Consider the following 17,107-nt stretch of genomic DNA (forward strand, 5'->3'; position numbering starts at 1 on the left):
GGTGGTGGCGCGGGCGGCGGCCGGCCGCGGCCGGCCCCGGCGACCTGGTCGTGCTGTGGCCCGACACGTTCACCGAGCATCTGTCGCCTTCCGTGGGCCGGGCGGCCGTACGGGTCCTGGAGGCGGCGGGCCTGCGGGTGGCGCTGCCGCCGACCCTGCGGCTGCCGGGCGGCGCGATCGGCGACGGCCGCACCCGTACGCCCGCCGCGCTGCTGACGGCCCTGCTGACGGCCCGGCGCGGCCGGGTCTGCTGCGGGCTGACGTACGTCTCCACCGGCCAGCTCGGCCGGGCCCGCACCGTCCTGCGTCGCACGCTCGACCTGATGGAACCGGTGCTCGCCACGGCCGCCCCGGTCGTCGTCCTGGAGCCGAGCTGCGCGGCGGCCCTCCGCACCGACCTGCCCGAGCTGCTGCACGACGACCCGCGCGCGGCCGCCCTCGCCGGGCGCGTCCGCACCTTCGCCGAGGTCCTGGAACGCCACGCCCCCGACTGGATGCCGCCCGCCCTGAACCGTCCGGTCACCGGCCAGACCCACTGCCACCAGCACGCCGTCCTCGGCGACGCGGCCGACCGCCGTCTGCGCGCCGCCGCGGGCCTGACCGGCGAACCGGCCGGCGGCTGCTGCGGTCTGGCCGGCAACTTCGGTTTCGAGCGGGGACACTACGAGGTGTCGGTGGCCTGCGCGGAGGACCGCCTGCTCCCGGCGGTCCGCGAGGCCCCGGAGGGCGCGGTGGTCCTGGCGGACGGCTTCTCCTGCCGTACGCAGCTGGAGCAACTGGCGGGGACGCGGGGCCGGCATCTGGCGGAGGTGCTGGCCGACGGACTATGTGCGCCAGAAACGCATGACAACACGCCCCCAAGTGTTGCCGATCCGCTCACATGAGCGCACCTGGGACGCATGGCGGGCTTCTGTCATCCGTTTCAGCCTGGACCACCCACCCCAGCGTTATCGATGCGCTCACATGAGCCGACCAAGGACACGTGGCGGGCTGCTGTCATCCGTTTCCGCCCGGACCATCCCACCCCAGGGCCACCGCCCCGCCCCGGAACCGCGGGACGCCGGTGCGGTGCACGCCGGTGGGTGACGGTGAGCCGCGGTGCCGCGGCTGCCGTAGCCCTGCCGGTCGTCGTCGCCGGCACCGTGCTGGTGACGGACGGCGGCGCCCAGGACATCGCCGCCGCCCCGCACGGCTGCCGCATCACCACCCACGGCACCGCGCCCACCGCCTCGCCGGATCGCCCACTAGCGACTCAGGTCACCAGCCGCCCGGGGCCGGGTCAGCAGGTGGTCTCGCCCCGCACCAGCGGACGGCACACCGGCTGGACCTCCGCGGGCAGTTCGTCGGGCCGGCACCAGCGGGCGTCCAGGATCTCGAACGGGTCGAGGCGCAGTTCGCCGCCGAGCAGCCGGGCCTCGTACGCCACCTCAAGACGGGTACGGAACCCGCTGTTCAGCATGACCAGCCGGCCCGCCGCCACATCGAGGCCGGTCTCCTCCTTGACCTCGCGGACCACGGTGGCCCGGAAGTCCTCCCCCTTGTGCGCGAAACCACTCGGCAGGCCCCACTGGCGGCCGGGCGGCCACATCCGGTGCCGCAGCAGCAGCACCCGTCCCTCACCGTCCCGTACGACACCGGTCACCCCGACCACGAACTTCGGGTTCAGCAACCAGCTCAGACGGCTCTGCACAGGGCGCAGGGCGCGCCAGAGTCGGGCGAGGAGTCGGCTCACGGGGCCTCCGGGACGGGCGGTACGGCGGACCGGGAACGCCGCCGCTGCGGACGCTACCCGGCCCGGGCGCCGGGTCCGCGGGCCGGGCGTGCGTTGACAGCCGCGTACCCGGCCCAGGACAGTTGCATGGCGGGGCTATGCGGCTGACCAAGTCCACTTCCCTGCACCAAGAAGTACAGTGAGATGACCTAGCCCCGTTCGTCGACCGCCACCACCGCCCCGGAGCCCCCGTGAACACCCCCAGCGCCGAGCCCGGCATCCCGACCCCGGCCGTCCCCGCGCCGGGCGGCACCCCCCTGCCCGCCCCCGCGACCGGGACCGGGGGCGCCCCCGGCCGCCGGGGCTCCCTCGGACCGGTCGGCCTGGTCCTGGCCGGCGGGCTGTCGGTGCAGTTCGGCGGCGCGCTGGCGGTGACCCTGATGCCACGGGCCGGCGCGCTCGGCATCGTGACCCTGCGGCTGGCCGTCGCCGCCGTCGTCCTGCTCCTGGTCTGCCGGCCCCGGCTGCGCGGCCACTCCCGCGCCGACTGGGGCACGGTGATCGTCTTCGGAGTCACCATGGCCGCCATGAACGGCCTCTTCTACCAGGCCGTCGACCGCATCCCGATCGGCGCGGCGGTCACCCTGGAAGTGCTCGGCCCGCTCGCGCTGTCCGTCGCCACGTCCCGCCGCGCGGTCAATCTCGTCTGGGCCGCGCTCGCGCTGGCCGGCGTCTTCCTGCTCAGCGGCGGCGGCTTCGACAGCCTCGACCCGGCCGGCGCCGGCTTCGCGCTCGCGGCGGGCGCGATGTGGGCGGCGTACATCGTCTTCAGCGCCCGCACCGGCCGCCGCTTCCCGCAGGCCGACGGTCTGGCCCTCGCCATGGTGGTCGGTGCGCTGCTGTTCCTCCCGCTGGGCATCGCCGAGTCGGGGACGAAACTCGTCGACCCGGTGACACTCGGCCTCGGCGCCGCCGTCGCCCTGCTCTCCTCCGTCCTGCCCTACACCCTCGAACTCCTCGCCCTGCGCCGCCTGCCCGCCGCCACCTTCGCCGTCCTGATGAGCCTGGAACCCGCCATCGCCGCCCTGGCCGGCTTCCTCGTCCTGGACCAGTCCCTGACCACCGCCCAGGCCGCCGCCATCACCCTGGTCGTGGCAGCGAGCATGGGGGCGGTACGAACGCAGGTGGGACGGACCCGCACAGGCGAACCGAAGCCGGTCTCCTGACCCCGACCGCCTCCTGACCACCCCCTCACCGCATCCGGCGACAGATAAAATCCAGCAAGCACGCTTGATTGTTTCCGCCCTCGCTGCCATGCTCCCCCCACCGCAGCGTCATCGCACCGTCATCGCACCACCGCACCCGCACGCCGCCGTGTCCGAGGGGAGCGCACCGTGTCCGACCCGACGCCCGTGATCGACGACCTGCGTGAGGAGGGCGAGGAACTCGACGCGCTGGTCGCCCGGTTGCGGCCCGAGCAGTGGGCGTTCGCCACCCCCGCCCCCGGCTGGACCATCGCCCACCAGATCGCGCACCTCGCCTGGACCGACCGGTCCGCCCTGCTGGCCGTCACGGACGAGGACGGCTTCCGGACGCTGGTGGAGAAGGCCCTCGCCGCACCCCGCGGCTTCGTCGACGAGGGCGCGGAAGAGGGCGCGGTGCTGCCGCCCGCCGACCTGCTGGCCGGGTGGCGGCGCGGCCGGACCGCCCTCGACGAGGCACTGCGCGCGGCCCCGCCCGGCGCCCGCTTCCCCTGGTACGGGCCGCCGATGGCCACCGCGTCGATGGCGACGGCCCGGCTGATGGAGACCTGGGCGCACGGCCTGGACGTCGCCGACGCGCTCGGCGTCACCCGCCCGCCCACCGGCCGGCTGCGGCACGTGGCCCGCCTCGGCGTCCGCACCCGGGACTTCGCCTTCGCCGCCCGGGGCCGCACCCCGCCCACCGAGGAGTTCCGCGTCGAACTCACCGGACCGGGCGGCGCCGAAGCGTGGGCGTACGGCCCCGAGGACGCCGCCCAGCGCGTCACCGGCCCCGCCCTCGACTTCTGCCTGCTGGTCACCCAGCGCGCCCACCGCGCCGACCTCGCCCTGCACGCGGCCGGCCCGGACGCCGACCGCTGGCTGGACATCGCTCAGGCGTTCGCCGGGCCGCCGGGGGACGGACGCGCTCCGAAGGGGGCGGCCGGATGACCGTCCTGCGCGTAGGCAACGCCTCCGGCTTCTACGGCGACCGCTTCGACGCCATGCGGGAGATGCTCACCGACGGCCCGCTGGACGTCCTCACCGGCGACTACCTCGCCGAGCTGACCATGCTCATCCTGGGCCGGGACCGGCTGAAGGACCCCGGCGCCGGGTACGCCCGCACCTTCCTGCGGCAGTTGGAGGAGTGCCTCGGTCTCGCCCACGAGCGGGGCGTCAAGGTCGTCACCAACGCCGGCGGCCTCAACCCGGCCGGTCTCGCCGACGCCGTACGGGAACTGGCCGCCCGGCTCGGCATCCCGGTACGCGTCGCGCACGTCGAGGGCGACGACCTCACCGCCCGCCACCCCGGCACGCTGGCCGCCCACGCCTACCTCGGCGGCTTCGGCATCACCGAGTGCCTCAAGGCGGGCGCCGACATCGTCGTCACCGGCCGGGTCACCGACGCCGCCCTGGTCACCGGGCCGGCCGCCGCCCACTTCGGCTGGGGACCGGCCGACCACGACCGGCTCGCGGGCGCGGTCGTCGCCGGGCACGTACTGGAGTGCGGGGCGCAGGCCACCGGCGGGAACTACGCCTTCTTCCGGGACGGCGACGTCCGCCGCCCCGGCTTCCCGCTCGCCGAACTCCACGCCGACGGCAGCTGTGTCATCACCAAGCACGACGGCACCGGCGGCTTCGTCGACACCGGCACGGTCACCGCCCAGCTCCTGTACGAGACGGGCGGCGCCCGGTACGCCGGACCGGACGTCACCGCCCGCCTGGACACCGTCACCCTCACCCCGGACGGCCCCGACCGGGTCCGGATCGACGGCGTGCGCGGCGAGCCGCCACCGCCCACCCTCAAGGTCGGCCGCAACCGGCTCGGCGGATTCCGCGGCGAGGTCGTCTTCGTCCTCACCGGTCTCGACATCGAGGCCAAGGCGGCACTGGTGCGGGAGCAGTTGGCACCGGCCCTCGGCAAGGCCGAGGACGTCCGCTGGGAACTGGTCCGCACCGACCGGCCCGACGCCCCCACCGAGGAGACGGCCGCCGCGCTGCTGCGGCTCGTCGTCCGGGACGCCGACCAGCGGACGGTCGGCCGGTCGATCGGCGGGGCGGCGGTGGAACTGGCCCTCGCCAGCTACCCCGGCTTCCACGTCCTGGCACCCCCGGGCAAGGGCGACCCCTACGGAGTCTTCGAGGCCGAGTACGTCCCCCAGGACACCGTCGGTCACATCGCCGTCCTCCCCGGCGGACGCCGCGTCCCGGTGCCCGCGCCGCACGCCACCGCCGCCCTCACCGACGTACCGCGGCCGCCACTGCCCGACCCGCTGCCGCCCGGCCCGGCCAGGACGGCCCCGCTCGGCCGGATCGCCGGCGCCCGCAGCGGCGACAAGGGCGGCGACGCCAATGTCGGCGTGTGGGCCCGTACCGACGACGCCTGGCGCTGGCTGGCGCACGAGCTGACCGCCGACCGGTTCCGGGAGTTGCTCCCGGAGACCCGCGAGCTGCCCGTCACCCGGCACGTCCTGCCGAACCTGCGCGCCCTGAACTTCACCGTCGCGGGCGTCCTCGGCGCGGGCGTCGCCGCACGGCACCGCTTCGACCCGCAGGCCAAGGCGCTCGGCGAATGGCTGCGCGCCCGCCACCTGGAGATACCGGAGGTTCTGCTGTGACCGTCCTCGCCTCCGCCCTCGACCCCACCGCCCCCGACCACCGCGCCCACCGCGAGGCCATGCTCGGCAAACTCGCCGCACTGGACGCCGAGCACGCCAAAGCCCTGGCGGGCGGCGGCGCGAAGTACGTCGCACGGCACCGCGCCCGCGGCAAGCTCCTCGCCCGCGAACGCGTCGAACTGCTCCTCGACCCCGACACGCCCTTCCTGGAGCTGTCCCCGCTGGCGGCCTGGGGAAGCGAGTACACCGTCGGCGCCTCCCTGGTCACCGGCATCGGCACGGTCGAGGGCGTCGAGTGCCTGATCACCGCCAACGACCCGACGGTACGCGGCGGCGCCTCCAACCCCTGGTCGCTGAAGAAGGCCCTGCGGGCCAACGACATCGCGCTGGCCAACCGGCTGCCCTGCGTCAGCCTGGTGGAGTCCGGCGGCGCCGATCTCCCCGCCCAGAAGGAGATCTTCATCCCCGGCGGCGCGATCTTCCGCGACCTCACCCGGCTGTCGGCGGCCGGCATCCCCACCGTCGCCGTCGTGTTCGGCAACTCCACGGCCGGCGGCGCGTACATCCCCGGCATGTCCGACCACGTGATCATGGTCAAGGAGCGGGCCAAGGTATTCCTCGGCGGGCCGCCCCTGGTCAAGATGGCCACCGGCGAGGAGAGCGACGACGAGTCCCTCGGCGGCGCCGAGATGCACGCCCGCACCTCCGGCCTCGCCGACCACTTCGCCGCCGACGAACCGGACGCCCTGCGCCAGGCCCGCCGGGTCGTCGCCCGTCTCAACCACCGCAAGGCCCACCCCGACCCGGGACCGGCCGAGCCACCGAAGTACGACCCGGAGGAACTGCTCGGCATCGTCCCCGGCGACCTGCGCACCCCCTTCGACCCGCGCGAGGTGATCGCCCGGCTCGTCGACGCCTCCGACTTCGACGAGTTCAAGCCCCTGTACGGCACGAGTCTGACCACGGGCTGGGCCCGGCTGCACGGCTATCCGGTCGGCATCCTCGCCAACGCCCAGGGAGTGCTCTTCTCCGCGGAGTCGCAGAAGGCCGCGCAGTTCATCCAGCTCGCCAACCAGCGCGACATTCCGCTGCTCTTCCTGCACAACACCACCGGTTACATGGTCGGCAAGGAGTACGAGCAGGGCGGCATCATCAAGCACGGCGCGATGATGATCAACGCGGTCGCCAACTCCCGTGTCCCGCACCTCTCCGTCCTGCTCGGCGCCTCCTACGGCGCCGGCCACTACGGCATGTGCGGCCGCGCCTACGACCCGCGCTTCCTGTTCGCCTGGCCCAGCGCCAAGTCCGCCGTCATGGGCCCGCAGCAACTGGCCGGCGTGCTGTCCATCGTCGCCCGGCAGTCGGCGACGGCGAAGGGACAGCCGTACGACGACGAGGCGGACGCCGCGCTGCGCGCGATGGTGGAGCAGCAGATCGAGTCCGAGTCACTGCCGATGTTCCTGTCCGGGCGGCTGTACGACGACGGGGTCATCGACCCGCGCGACACCCGCACCGTCCTCGGCCTGTGCCTGTCCGCCGTCCACACCGCCCCCTACCAGGGTGTGCGCGGCGGCTTCGGCGTCTTCCGCATGTGAGGAGTCACGTGATCACCTCAGTACTGGTCGCCAACCGGGGCGAGATCGCCTGCCGTATCTTCCGCACCTGCCGCGCGCAGGGCATCCGCACCGTCGCCGTGCACTCCGACGCCGACGCCCACGCCCTGCACACCCGGCTGGCCGACGCGGCGGTACGGCTGCCCGGGTCGGCGTCCGCCGACACCTATCTGCGCGCCGACCTGATCGTGAAAGCGGCCCTCGCGGCCGGCGCCGACGCCGTGCACCCCGGCTACGGCTTCCTCTCCGAGAACGCCGCCTTCGCCCGCGCCGTCACCGCCGCCGGACTGACCTGGATCGGCCCGCCGCCGGCCGCCATCGAGGCGATGGCGTCCAAGACCCACGCCAAGAAACTGATGGGCGTCGAACCGCTCCACGAGGTCACCGAGGCCGACCTGCCGGTGCTGGTGAAGGCGGCGGCCGGCGGCGGCGGACGCGGCATGCGCGTCGTGCGCCGCCGCGCCGACCTGGACGCCGCCCTGACCGCCGCCCGCGCGGAGGCGGCGAGCGCCTTCGGCGACGGCGAGGTCTTCGTCGAACCGTACGTCGAACACGGCCGGCACATCGAGGTGCAGCTCCTCGCCGACACCCACGGCACGGTCTGGACCCTCGGCACCCGCGACTGCTCCCTGCAGCGCCGCCACCAGAAGGTCGTCGAGGAGGCCCCGGCCCCCGGCCTCCCCGAAGACCTCACCCGCGACCTGTACGACCAGGCGGTACGCGCCGCCCGCGCCGTCGCCTACACCGGCGCCGGCACCGTGGAGTTCCTGGTGGCGGACGGCCGGGCCCAGTTCCTGGAGATGAACACCCGCCTCCAGGTCGAACACCCCGTCACCGAGGCGGTGTTCGGCATCGACCTGGTCGCCCTCCAGCTCCGTGTCGCCGAAGGCCACCCCCTCGACCCCACTCCTCCCCGCCCGCACGGCCACGCCGTCGAGGCCCGCCTCTACGCCGAGGACCCGGCCGCCGGCTGGACCCCCCAGACCGGCCGCCTGCACCGCCTCACCGTCCCCGACGGCATCCGCCTGGACACCGGCTACACCGACGGCGACGACATCGGCGTCCACTACGACCCGCTGGTCGCCAAGCTGATCGCCCACGCCCCCACCCGAGCGGAAGCCGTCCGCCGCCTGGCCGGCGCCCTGGACCGCGCCACGATCCACGGCCCCCGCACCAACCGCGACCTCCTCGCCCGCTCCCTGCGCCACGCCGACTTCACGTCCGCCCGCATGACCACGTCCTTCTACGACCACCACCTCCCCGCCCTCACCGAGCCCGCCCCCGACCCGCACGCCCCCCTCGCCGCCGCCCTCGCGGACGCCGCCGCCCGCACCCGCTTCGGCGGCGCCTGGCGCAACCTGCCCTCCCAGGACCAGGTGAAGCGGTACGCCGTCGCGGGCGAGGAGACCGAGGTCCGCTACCGGCACACCCGCACCGGCCCGGCGGCGGACGGCGTACGGGTCATCCACACCGACCCCCACCTCGTCGTCCTGGAGACCGACGGCGTACGCCGCCGCTACCAGGTGGCCGCCTACGGCGCCGAGATCCACGTCAACACCACCCGCCTCACCGCCCTCCCGCGCTTCCCCGCCCCGGAGACCGCCCACGCCCCCGGCTCCCTCCTGGCCCCCATGCCCGGCACGGTCACCCGCCTCGCGGAAAACCTGACCGAGGGCTCCCAAGTGACCGCGGGCCAGCCCCTGTTCTGGCTGGAGGCCATGAAGATGGAACACCGAATCACCGCCCCGGCCACCGGAACACTGACATCCCTGCACGCCGTGCCGGGCCAACAGGTAACGGTCGGCTCCCTACTGGCGGTAGTGCGAGACACCTAGGGGCGCGGGGAACTGCGCGACCAGCCACAACGAAGGAGCCACATGTCGATCACAGAATCCCCCGAACACAAGTCCCTACGCCAAGCCGTAGCCGCGCTGGGCAACCGCCACGGCCGCAACCACGACCGCGAGGCCCTCTGGCAAGAGGCCGGCAAACTCGGCTACCTCGGCGTCAACATCCCGGAGGAATACGGCGGCGGCGGCCAAGGCATCACCGAACTCTCCATCGTCCTCGAAGAGCTCGGCGCAGCCGGCTGCCCCCTCCTCATGCTGGTCGTCTCCCCGGCCATCTGCGGCACAGTGATCACCCGCTTCGGCACGGACGCCCAGAAACAACAGTGGCTCCCCGGCATCGCCGACGGCACCCGCACCATGGCCTTCGGCATCACCGAACCCGACGCCGGCTCCAACAGCCACCGCATCACCACCACCGCCCGCCGCGACGGCACCGACTGGCTGCTCACCGGCCGCAAGGTCTTCATCAGCGGCGTCGACATAGCCGACGCCACCCTCATAGTCGGCCGCACAGAAACTGTGTCGTCAAAAGAGGGCCGCACCGGCAAGCTCAAGCCCTGCCTGTTCATCGTCCCGAGGGACACCCCGGGCTTCGACCGCCGCCAAATCGACATGGAACTGCACGCCGCCGAAAAGCAGTTCGAGCTGACCCTCGACGACGTACGCCTCCCCGCAGAAGCCCTCGTCGGTGGGGGCCCCTCCCACGCTTTCGGCAGTGGGGGAGAGGACGCCGGCCTCCTCCAGCTCTTCGCCGGCCTCAACCCCGAACGCGTCATGACCGCCGCCTTCGGCATCGGCATGGGCCGCTACGCCCTCTCCCGAGCCGTGGAGTACGCCCGCGACCGCACCGTCTGGAACACCCCCATCGGCGCCCACCAGGCCATCGCCCACCCCCTCGCCCAGGCCCACATCGACCTGGAACTGGCCCGCCTGATGATGCGGAAGGCCGCCCACCTCTACGACGCCGGCGACGACATCGGCGCCGGCGAGGCCGCCAACATGGCCAAGTACGCCGCCGGGGAGGCCTGCGTGAAGGCCGTCGACCAGGCCGTGCACACCCTCGGCGGCAACGGCCTCACCCGCGAGTTCGGCCTCGCCTCCCTGATCACCGCCGCCCGGGTCGCCCGGATCGCCCCGGTGAGCCGCGAAATGATCCTCAACTACGTCTCCCACCAAACCCTGGGCCTGCCCAAGTCGTACTAGCCGTACCGTCCTGGAGGAACCATGTTCCGAAGCGAGTACGCGGACGTCCCACCCGTAGACCTGCCCATCCACGACGCCGTCCTCGCCCACGCGGCCACCTTCGGCGCGGCACCCGCGCTGATCGACGGCACCGACGGCACCACCCTCAGCTACGAGCAGCTCGACCGCTTCCACCGCCGGGTCGCCGCCGCCCTCGCCGAGGCGGGCGTCCGCAAGGGCGACGTCCTCGCCCTGCACAGCCCGAACACCGTCGCCTTCCCGATCGCGTTCTACGCCGCCACCCGGGCCGGCGCCTCGGTCACCACCGTGCACCCGCTGGCCACGCCGGAGGAGTTCGCGAAGCAGCTCGGTGACTGCGCGGCCCGCTGGATCGTCACCGTCTCACCCCTCCTCGACACCGCCCGCCGGGCGGCCCGGCTCGCGGGCGGGGTGAGTGAAATCCTCGTCTGCGACAGCGCCCCCGGCCACCGCTCACTGGTCGACATGCTGGCCTGCACCGCGCCCGAGCCGTCCGTCGCCATCGACCCGGCCGAGGACGTCGCCGCGCTGCCGTACTCCTCCGGGACCACCGGCACCCCCAAGGGCGTGATGCTCACTCACCGCCAGATCGCCACCAACCTGGCCCAGCTGCACTCGTCGATGCCCGCCGAACCGGGCGACCGGGTCCTGGCCGTCCTGCCCTTCTTCCACATCTACGGCCTCACCGCCCTGATGAACGCCCCGCTCCGGCTCGGCACCACCGTCGTCGTCCTGCCGCGCTTCGACCTGGAACAGTTCCTCGCCGCCATCCAGACCCACCGCATCACCGACCTGTACGTCGCCCCGCCGATCGTCCTCGCCCTGGCCAAGCACCCGGTGGTCGCCGACTACGACCTCTCCTCCCTGAGGCGCGTCGTCAGCGCCGCCGCCCCGCTGGACGCGGCCCTCGCCGCCGCCTGCTCCCGCCGGCTCGGCCTGCCGCCGGTCGGCCAGGCGTACGGCATGACCGAACTCTCCCCGGGCACCCACGTCGTCCCCCGGGACCAGCTGGCCACCGCCCCGCCCGGCACCGTCGGCAAGCTCATCGCCGGCACCGAGATGCGGATCGTCTCGCTCGACGACCCCGGTACGGACCTCGGCCCCGGCGCGTCCGGCGAGATCCTGATCCGCGGCCCGCAGGTGATGAAGGGCTACCTGGGCCGCCCCGACGCCACCGCCGCGATGATCGACCCCGACGGCTGGCTGCACACCGGCGACGTCGGCCACGTCGACGCGGACGGCTGGCTGTTCGTCGTCGACCGGGTCAAGGAACTCATCAAGTACAAGGGCTTCCAGGTCGCCCCCGCCGAACTCGAAGCCCTCCTCCTCACCCACCCCGGCATCGCCGACGCCGCCGTCATCGGCCACTACGACGACCACGGCAACGAGGTCCCGCACGCCCACGTGGTCCGCCGCCCGGGCCCGCCCGCGCTGACCGAGAGCGAGGTCATGATGTATGTCGCCGAACGCGTCGCCCCCTACAAACGCGTCCGCCGCGTCACCTTCCTCGACGGCGTGCCGCGCGCCGCCTCCGGCAAGATCCTGCGCCGCGAACTGCGGAACCGCGGATGACCCTGACCGTCCACCCGCCCGCGCGCGGCATCACGACCCTCACCCTCGACTCGCCGCCCACCCGCAACGCGCTGTCCGCCGCCCTCGTCACCGGCCTCACCGAGGCGCTCACCGCAGCGGGGCGGGACGACGGCGTGCGGGCCGTCGTCCTCACCCACACCGGCAGCACCTTCAGCGCCGGCGCCGACCTGCGCGACCCGCCCGACCCGAAGGCCCTGGTCGCCCTGCTCCGGAAAATCGTGGCGCTGCCCAAACCCGTCGTCGCCCGGGTCACCGGCCACGTCCGGGCCGGCGGCCTCGGCCTGCTCGCCGCCTGCGACATCGCCGTCGCGGCGGGCACGTCGACGTACGCCTTCACCGAGGTCCGCATCGGCGTGGCCCCCGCCGTCATCTCGCTGCCGGTGCTGCCCCGCGCCGACCCGCGCGCCCTGGCCCGCCACTGCCTCACCGGCGAACGCTTCGACGCCGCCGAGGCGGTCCGGACCGGCCTGATCACGGCGGCGGGCGACGACGTGGACGCCGTACTCGAACCGGTCCTGGACGGGTTGCGCCGGGCCGCCCCGGGGGCCCTGGCCGAGACGAAACGGCTGCTCACGGCTAGGGTGCTGGAGACCTTCGACCGGGACGCCGCCGAACTGACCGCGCTGACGGCACGGCTGTTCGCCGCCGCCGACGCCCGCGAGGGCATGACGGCCTTCCTCGAACGACGGGATCCCGCATGGGTGCTGTGACCGCGACCGGTGCCGACCGCGCCCCCAAGCAGGACCGCAGCCGCGCCACCCGGCGCCGGCTGCTCGCGGCCGCCGTGTCCTGCCTCGCCGAACGCGGCTGGGCGGGCTCCACGGTCTCGGTCGTCGCGATGCGGGCCGGCGTCTCCCGGGGCGCCGCCCAGCACCACTTCCCGACCCGCGAGGACCTGTTCACCGCCGCCGTCGAGTACGTCGCCGAGGAACGCTCCCGCGCCCTGCGCGCCCTCTTCCCCGAGGGCGCCGCCGACCGCCGCGCGGTGGTCGCCGCCCTGGTCGACCTCTACACCGGCCCGCTGTTCCGGGCCGCCCTGCACCTGTGGGTGGCCGCCTCCAACGAGGACCAGCTGCGTGGCCGGGTCACCGAACTGGAGGCCCGCGTCGGCCGCGAGACCCACCGCATCGCCGTCGACCTGCTGGCCGCCGACGAGACCCGCCCCGGCGTCCGGGAAACCGTCCAGGGCCTCCTCGACATGGCCCGCGGCCTGGGCCTGGCCCACCTCCTCACCGACGACACGGCCCGCCGGCGGCGGGTGGTCGAGCAGTGGGCGGCCCTGCTGGACACCGCGCTGGCGGCGGCCCCCGTCACGGACTGAGCCGCTCCACCCGCCAGCTGCCGCCGCCGTCCGCCGCGGCGACGTACCGCAGCCGGTCGTGCAGCCGGTTCTCCCGGCCCTGCCAGAACTCCACCGCCCGCGGCAGCACCCGGAACCCGCCCCAGTGCGGCGGCACCGGCACCTGCTCGCCCTCCGGGTAGCGGCCCGCCAGCTCGGCGTAGGCGGCGTCCAGTTCGGCCCGGGCGCCGACCACCGCCGACTGGGTACTGGCCCACGCCCCGAGCTGGGAACCGTGCGGCCGGGTGCGGAAGTACGCGGCCGTCTCGTCCCGCCCGGTGCGGGTCGCCGTACCCGTGACGATCACCTGCCGGGCCATCGGATGCCAGGGGAAGAGCAGCGAGACGTGCGGGTTGGCGGTCAGGTCGCGGGCCTTGCGCGAACCGTAGTTGGTGTAGAAGACGAAGCCGCGCTCGTCGAAGTGCTTCAGCAGCACCGTGCGCGAGCTGGGTCGGCCCTCCGCGTCGGCCGTCGAGACGACCATGGCGTTCGGCTCGAAGAGGCCGCCGTCGGTGGCCGCCTGCTGGAACCAGCGGGCGAACTGCGCCACGGGCGTGGCGGCCAGCTCGGTCTCCCCGAGCCCCTCGGCCCGGTACTGCTGACGCATCGAAGCGAGATCCACGCTGCCATCCTGCCCTATGGCACTGAGTGCCGTAAGCCCTCCCCGGAGGTGGCACTCAGGGATATCGTGCGGCACAACGGGGCATCACAGGGAAGGCCGCCAGGGGCCGCGAGCCGGGGACGACGGCCGCGGACCCACCAGGCGGCCACCGCCCCGCACCCCACCGTGCACACGACCATGAGGAGCCGCCTGATGTCCGACTTCGTACCCGGGCTAGAGGGAGTCGTCGCGTTCGAGACGGAGATCGCCGAACCCGACAAGGAGGGCGGCGCGCTCCGCTACCGCGGCGTCGACATCGAGGACCTGGTCGGGCACGTCTCCTTCGGCAACGTCTGGGGCCTGCTCGTCGACGGCGCCTTCAACCCGGGCCTGCCGCCCGCCGAGCCCTTCCCCATCCCCGTCCACTCCGGCGACATCCGGGTCGACGTGCAGTCCGCCCTCGCCATGCTGGCGCCCGTCTGGGGCCTGAAACCCCTCCTCGACATCGACGCCGAGCGGGCCCGCGCCGACCTGGCCCGGGCCGCCGTCATGGCCCTGTCCTACGTCGCCCAGTCGGCCCGCGGCCAGGGCCTGCCGATGGTCCCGCAGCGCGAGATCGACCAGGCGCGGTCCGTCGTCGAACGCTTCATGATCCGCTGGCGCGGCGAGCCCGACCCCAAGCACGTCGCCGCCGTCGACGCCTACTGGACCTCCGCCGCCGAACACGGCATGAACGCCTCCACCTTCACCGCCCGCGTCATCGCCTCCACCGGCGCCGACGTGGCCGCCGCCCTGTCCGGCGCGGTCGGCGCCATGTCCGGCCCGCTGCACGGCGGCGCCCCCTCCCGGGTGCTCGGCATGATCGAGGAGATCGAACGCACCGGCGACGCCGAGGCGTACGTCAGGAAAGCCCTCGACCAGGGCGAACGCCTGATGGGCTTCGGCCACCGCGTCTACCGCGCCGAGGACCCCCGGGCCCGGGTCCTGCGCCGCACCGCCCGCGAACTGGGCGCCCCCCGCTTCGAGGTCGCCGAGGCGCTGGAGAAGGCGGCCCTGGCCGAACTGCACGCCCGCCGCCCGGACCGGGTGCTGGCCACCAACGTGGAGTTCTGGGCGGCCATCGTCCTGGACTTCGCCGAGGTCCCGGCGCACATGTTCACGTCGATGTTCACCTGCGCCCGCACGGCCGGCTGGTCCGCGCACATCCTGGAACAGAAGCGCACCGGCCGCCTGGTCCGCCCCTCGGCCCGCTACACCGGCCCCGGCTCCCGCGACCCGCGCGACATCGAGGGCTACGAGTCCCTGTAGACGACTACTGACCGACTACTGATCACGCAGGCGACCCGCGAGTCAGGTTCCTCCGTGGAGGAGCCGGCCGGACGTACCGGCGACTCGCGGGTCGGGTGACTGCGTGGTACTGGCCGGCTGCGTGCATCGCGCACACGCTGGTCCGGCACCGCACTGAGCGTGGTGACGGGCCGCTAGCCCGCAGCCACCTCTTCCGTCCGGTATCCATACATCTGCCGAACCACCTCCTTTCCGAAGTGATGGCCACATTAGGAAGCCGTCTTCGGCGGATCAACCCATTTTCCGAGAGCTTGAAGCGCCGGGTCCCGGGGGCGGTCGATTTCCGCCGTGCAACGATTCCCGCATAGTTGCGGGAACCAGGTGTGCCCTGAGTCACGTTCGAGTTGAATGAAGGCCAGTACCGATGCAGTCAGCAGGGGGGTCCAGGTGAGTGCTTCCCGGCGTAGTGGGTCGACCGACGAACTGGGGCCGGACGGGCCCGAGCGGGAGGGCGCGGATCTGCTGGCCGCGCTGCTGGACGGGATGGACGCGGCGCTGTGCGCGTTCGACGCGGACGGGGTCGTCACCCACTGGAACCGCGAGGCGGAGCGCATCCTCGGCTGGACGGCCGCCGAGGCGGTGGGGCGCAAGGGCTTCGCCGGGTGGGCGGTGCGCAGCGCGGACGCCGAGGAGGTCGAGGGCCGGCTGCTGGCGGCGATGCGCGCGCCGGGCCGGCAGGTGCACGAGTTCGCGCTGCTGACCAAGGACGGCGGGCGGGTGCTGGTGCGCACCCAGTCCGCGGCGGTGCGCGGCGCGGACGGCGAGCCCGCCGGACTGTACTGCGCCTTCAGCGAGGTGCACGCCCAGATAGACCTGGAGCGGTCGATCGCGCTGAGCGAGGCCCTGTTCGAGGACGCGAGCTGGGGGGTGGTGCTGGTCGACGCGGATCTGCGCCCGGCCGTCGTCAACGCGCACGCCGCGCGGGCCTTCGGCACCGGGCGTACGTCCGTACTGGGCCGGCCGCTGGGCGATCTGCTCGCCCAGGGCGTGGAGGAACTGGAGAGCGCGCTGACCCACGTGCTGGCGGAGGGCGCGCCGCCGGCGCCCGCCGAGCTGTGGGTGAGCGTGCGCACCCCGGAGGGCGAGCGGCGCCGCTGCTGGAGCTGCGGGTTCCTGCGGCTGGCCTCGCCGCTGGCGGAGGAGCCGGTGCCGCTGGGCGTGGGCTGGCTGTTCCGGGACGTCACCGAGGCCCGGCAGACCGAGCAGGAGGCGTCGACGCTCAGGTTCCGCTCCAACCAGCTGCACCGGGCGGCGCGGGCGGCGGCGGAGTGCGAGGACCCGGCCGAGGCGGCCACCGTGCACCTGGACTTCGCGCTGGCCGGGTTCGCCGACCACGCGCTGATCGACCGGGTGGCGGGCGCCCCGCCCACCGGCAGCGAGGCGGCGGCGCCGGTCCGGCTGGTCCGGCTCGCGGCCACCCCCTCCGGCGCGCCGGGACCGAGCCTGCGCACCGGGGAGGCGGGGCTGCCGGTCCGCTACGACCAGGGACATCCGGCGGTGCAGTGCGTGGAGCGGTCCGCTTCGGTGCGGGCCAGTGCCGGGGTGATGGCGGCCGACCGGGCGCGCGCGTGGGCGCGGTCCCGCCAGTGGCCGGAGGGCACGGTGCACGCCCTGTGCGCGGTGCTGCGCAGTCGGGGGCGCACGCTCGGCGTCGTGACGTTCCTGCGCAGCACCGGCCGCAACGCCTTCGAACGCCCCGACGCGGCCCACGCGGAGGACGTCGCCGCCCGCATCGCGACAGCCCTGGACCTGGCCGGCGCGACGACGGAGCAACAGCACCGCTGACCCCGCCCGCACCAACCTCCGCAGAACAGCCCCCGCCCCGCCCCCGGAAAGGCCGACTACGCCGGAGCCGCACCCACTCCCACCCCGGCCTTCGGGGGGCTGGCCTCGTCCTGGTCCGGGCCCGGGGAGGGCGTCCCGGCCTGGCTCCGGGGAGCCGCCCCCACCCCACCCCCGCAGGCCCGCACCCG

General features: G+C 74.1%; 14 protein-coding genes. 12 read left to right on the forward strand and 2 right to left on the reverse strand.

Annotated features, from left to right (window positions below; genetic code table 11):
• A partial coding sequence (locus ACTT8P_RS29215) for a (Fe-S)-binding protein (RefSeq protein WP_442834769.1) occupies window positions 1–884 on the forward strand: 884 nt, incomplete at its 5' end.
• Window positions 885–1,279: 395 nt separating this feature from the next.
• On the opposite strand, the gene ACTT8P_RS29220 is transcribed toward ACTT8P_RS29215, so the two are convergent.
• Window positions 1,280–1,732, reverse strand: coding sequence for an NUDIX hydrolase (locus ACTT8P_RS29220; protein WP_442834770.1), 453 nt, complete (start codon window positions 1,730–1,732; stop codon window positions 1,280–1,282).
• 230 nt (window positions 1,733–1,962) lie between these two features.
• On the opposite strand from ACTT8P_RS29220, the gene ACTT8P_RS29225 reads away from it, so the two are divergent.
• The 9 genes from ACTT8P_RS29225 (at window position 1,963) to ACTT8P_RS29265 (ending at window position 13,168) form a co-directional block, all read left to right on the forward strand.
• Window positions 1,963–2,937 (forward strand): EamA family transporter, encoded by a 975-nt coding sequence (locus tag ACTT8P_RS29225; protein WP_442834771.1) that lies wholly within the window; start codon window positions 1,963–1,965, stop codon window positions 2,935–2,937.
• A gap of 168 nt (window positions 2,938–3,105) precedes the next feature.
• On the forward strand, window positions 3,106–3,903 hold the full coding sequence (locus tag ACTT8P_RS29230; RefSeq protein WP_442834772.1) for a TIGR03084 family metal-binding protein: 798 nt from the start codon (window positions 3,106–3,108) through the stop codon (window positions 3,901–3,903).
• Window positions 3,900–5,570: an acyclic terpene utilization AtuA family protein gene (locus ACTT8P_RS29235; protein ID WP_442834773.1), complete on the forward strand. Its 1,671-nt coding sequence runs from the start codon at window positions 3,900–3,902 to the stop codon at window positions 5,568–5,570. Before ACTT8P_RS29230 ends, ACTT8P_RS29235 begins: the two co-directional genes overlap by 4 nt.
• Window positions 5,567–7,165 (forward strand): acyl-CoA carboxylase subunit beta, encoded by a 1,599-nt coding sequence (locus ACTT8P_RS29240; RefSeq protein WP_442834774.1) that lies wholly within the window; start codon window positions 5,567–5,569, stop codon window positions 7,163–7,165. The genes ACTT8P_RS29235 and ACTT8P_RS29240 overlap by 4 nt, the downstream gene beginning before the upstream one ends.
• Window positions 7,166–7,173: 8 nt before the next feature.
• Window positions 7,174–9,018 carry an ATP-binding protein gene (locus ACTT8P_RS29245; protein ID WP_442834775.1) on the forward strand — a complete coding sequence of 615 codons (1,845 nt, stop codon included), beginning with the start codon at window positions 7,174–7,176 and terminating at the stop codon, window positions 9,016–9,018.
• A 42-nt stretch (window positions 9,019–9,060) separates the two neighbouring features.
• On the forward strand, window positions 9,061–10,236 hold the full coding sequence (locus ACTT8P_RS29250) for an acyl-CoA dehydrogenase family protein (protein ID WP_442834776.1): 1,176 nt from the start codon (window positions 9,061–9,063) through the stop codon (window positions 10,234–10,236).
• A gap of 21 nt (window positions 10,237–10,257) precedes the next feature.
• The gene (locus ACTT8P_RS29255; RefSeq protein ID WP_442834777.1) at window positions 10,258–11,826 is read left to right on the forward strand and encodes a 4-coumarate--CoA ligase family protein; all 1,569 of its coding nucleotides are present in this window, start codon (window positions 10,258–10,260) and stop codon (window positions 11,824–11,826) included.
• The gene (locus ACTT8P_RS29260) at window positions 11,823–12,557 is read left to right on the forward strand and encodes an enoyl-CoA hydratase family protein (protein ID WP_442834778.1); all 735 of its coding nucleotides are present in this window, start codon (window positions 11,823–11,825) and stop codon (window positions 12,555–12,557) included. The genes ACTT8P_RS29255 and ACTT8P_RS29260 overlap by 4 nt, the downstream gene beginning before the upstream one ends.
• Entirely contained in the window at window positions 12,545–13,168 is a 624-nt protein-coding gene (locus ACTT8P_RS29265) for a TetR/AcrR family transcriptional regulator (protein ID WP_442834779.1), read from the forward strand. Before ACTT8P_RS29260 ends, ACTT8P_RS29265 begins: the two co-directional genes overlap by 13 nt.
• On the opposite strand, the gene pdxH is transcribed toward ACTT8P_RS29265, so the two are convergent.
• On the reverse strand, window positions 13,158–13,793 hold the full coding sequence (pdxH, locus tag ACTT8P_RS29270) for a pyridoxamine 5'-phosphate oxidase (RefSeq protein WP_442834793.1): 636 nt from the start codon (window positions 13,791–13,793) through the stop codon (window positions 13,158–13,160). The genes ACTT8P_RS29265 and pdxH overlap by 11 nt on opposite strands.
• A gap of 207 nt (window positions 13,794–14,000) precedes the next feature.
• On the opposite strand from pdxH, the gene ACTT8P_RS29275 reads away from it, so the two are divergent.
• Together ACTT8P_RS29275 and ACTT8P_RS29280 are read left to right on the forward strand one after the other, a co-directional pair.
• The gene (locus ACTT8P_RS29275; RefSeq protein WP_442834780.1) at window positions 14,001–15,095 is read left to right on the forward strand and encodes a citrate synthase 2; all 1,095 of its coding nucleotides are present in this window, start codon (window positions 14,001–14,003) and stop codon (window positions 15,093–15,095) included.
• Window positions 15,096–15,521: 426 nt separating this feature from the next.
• Entirely contained in the window at window positions 15,522–16,919 is a 1,398-nt protein-coding gene (locus ACTT8P_RS29280) for a PAS domain-containing protein (protein WP_442834781.1), read from the forward strand.
• Window positions 16,920–17,107 lie beyond the last annotated feature (188 nt).

Source organism: Streptomyces sp. JW3 (assembly GCF_052216785.1).
GTDB lineage: Bacteria > Actinomycetota > Actinomycetes > Streptomycetales > Streptomycetaceae > Streptomyces.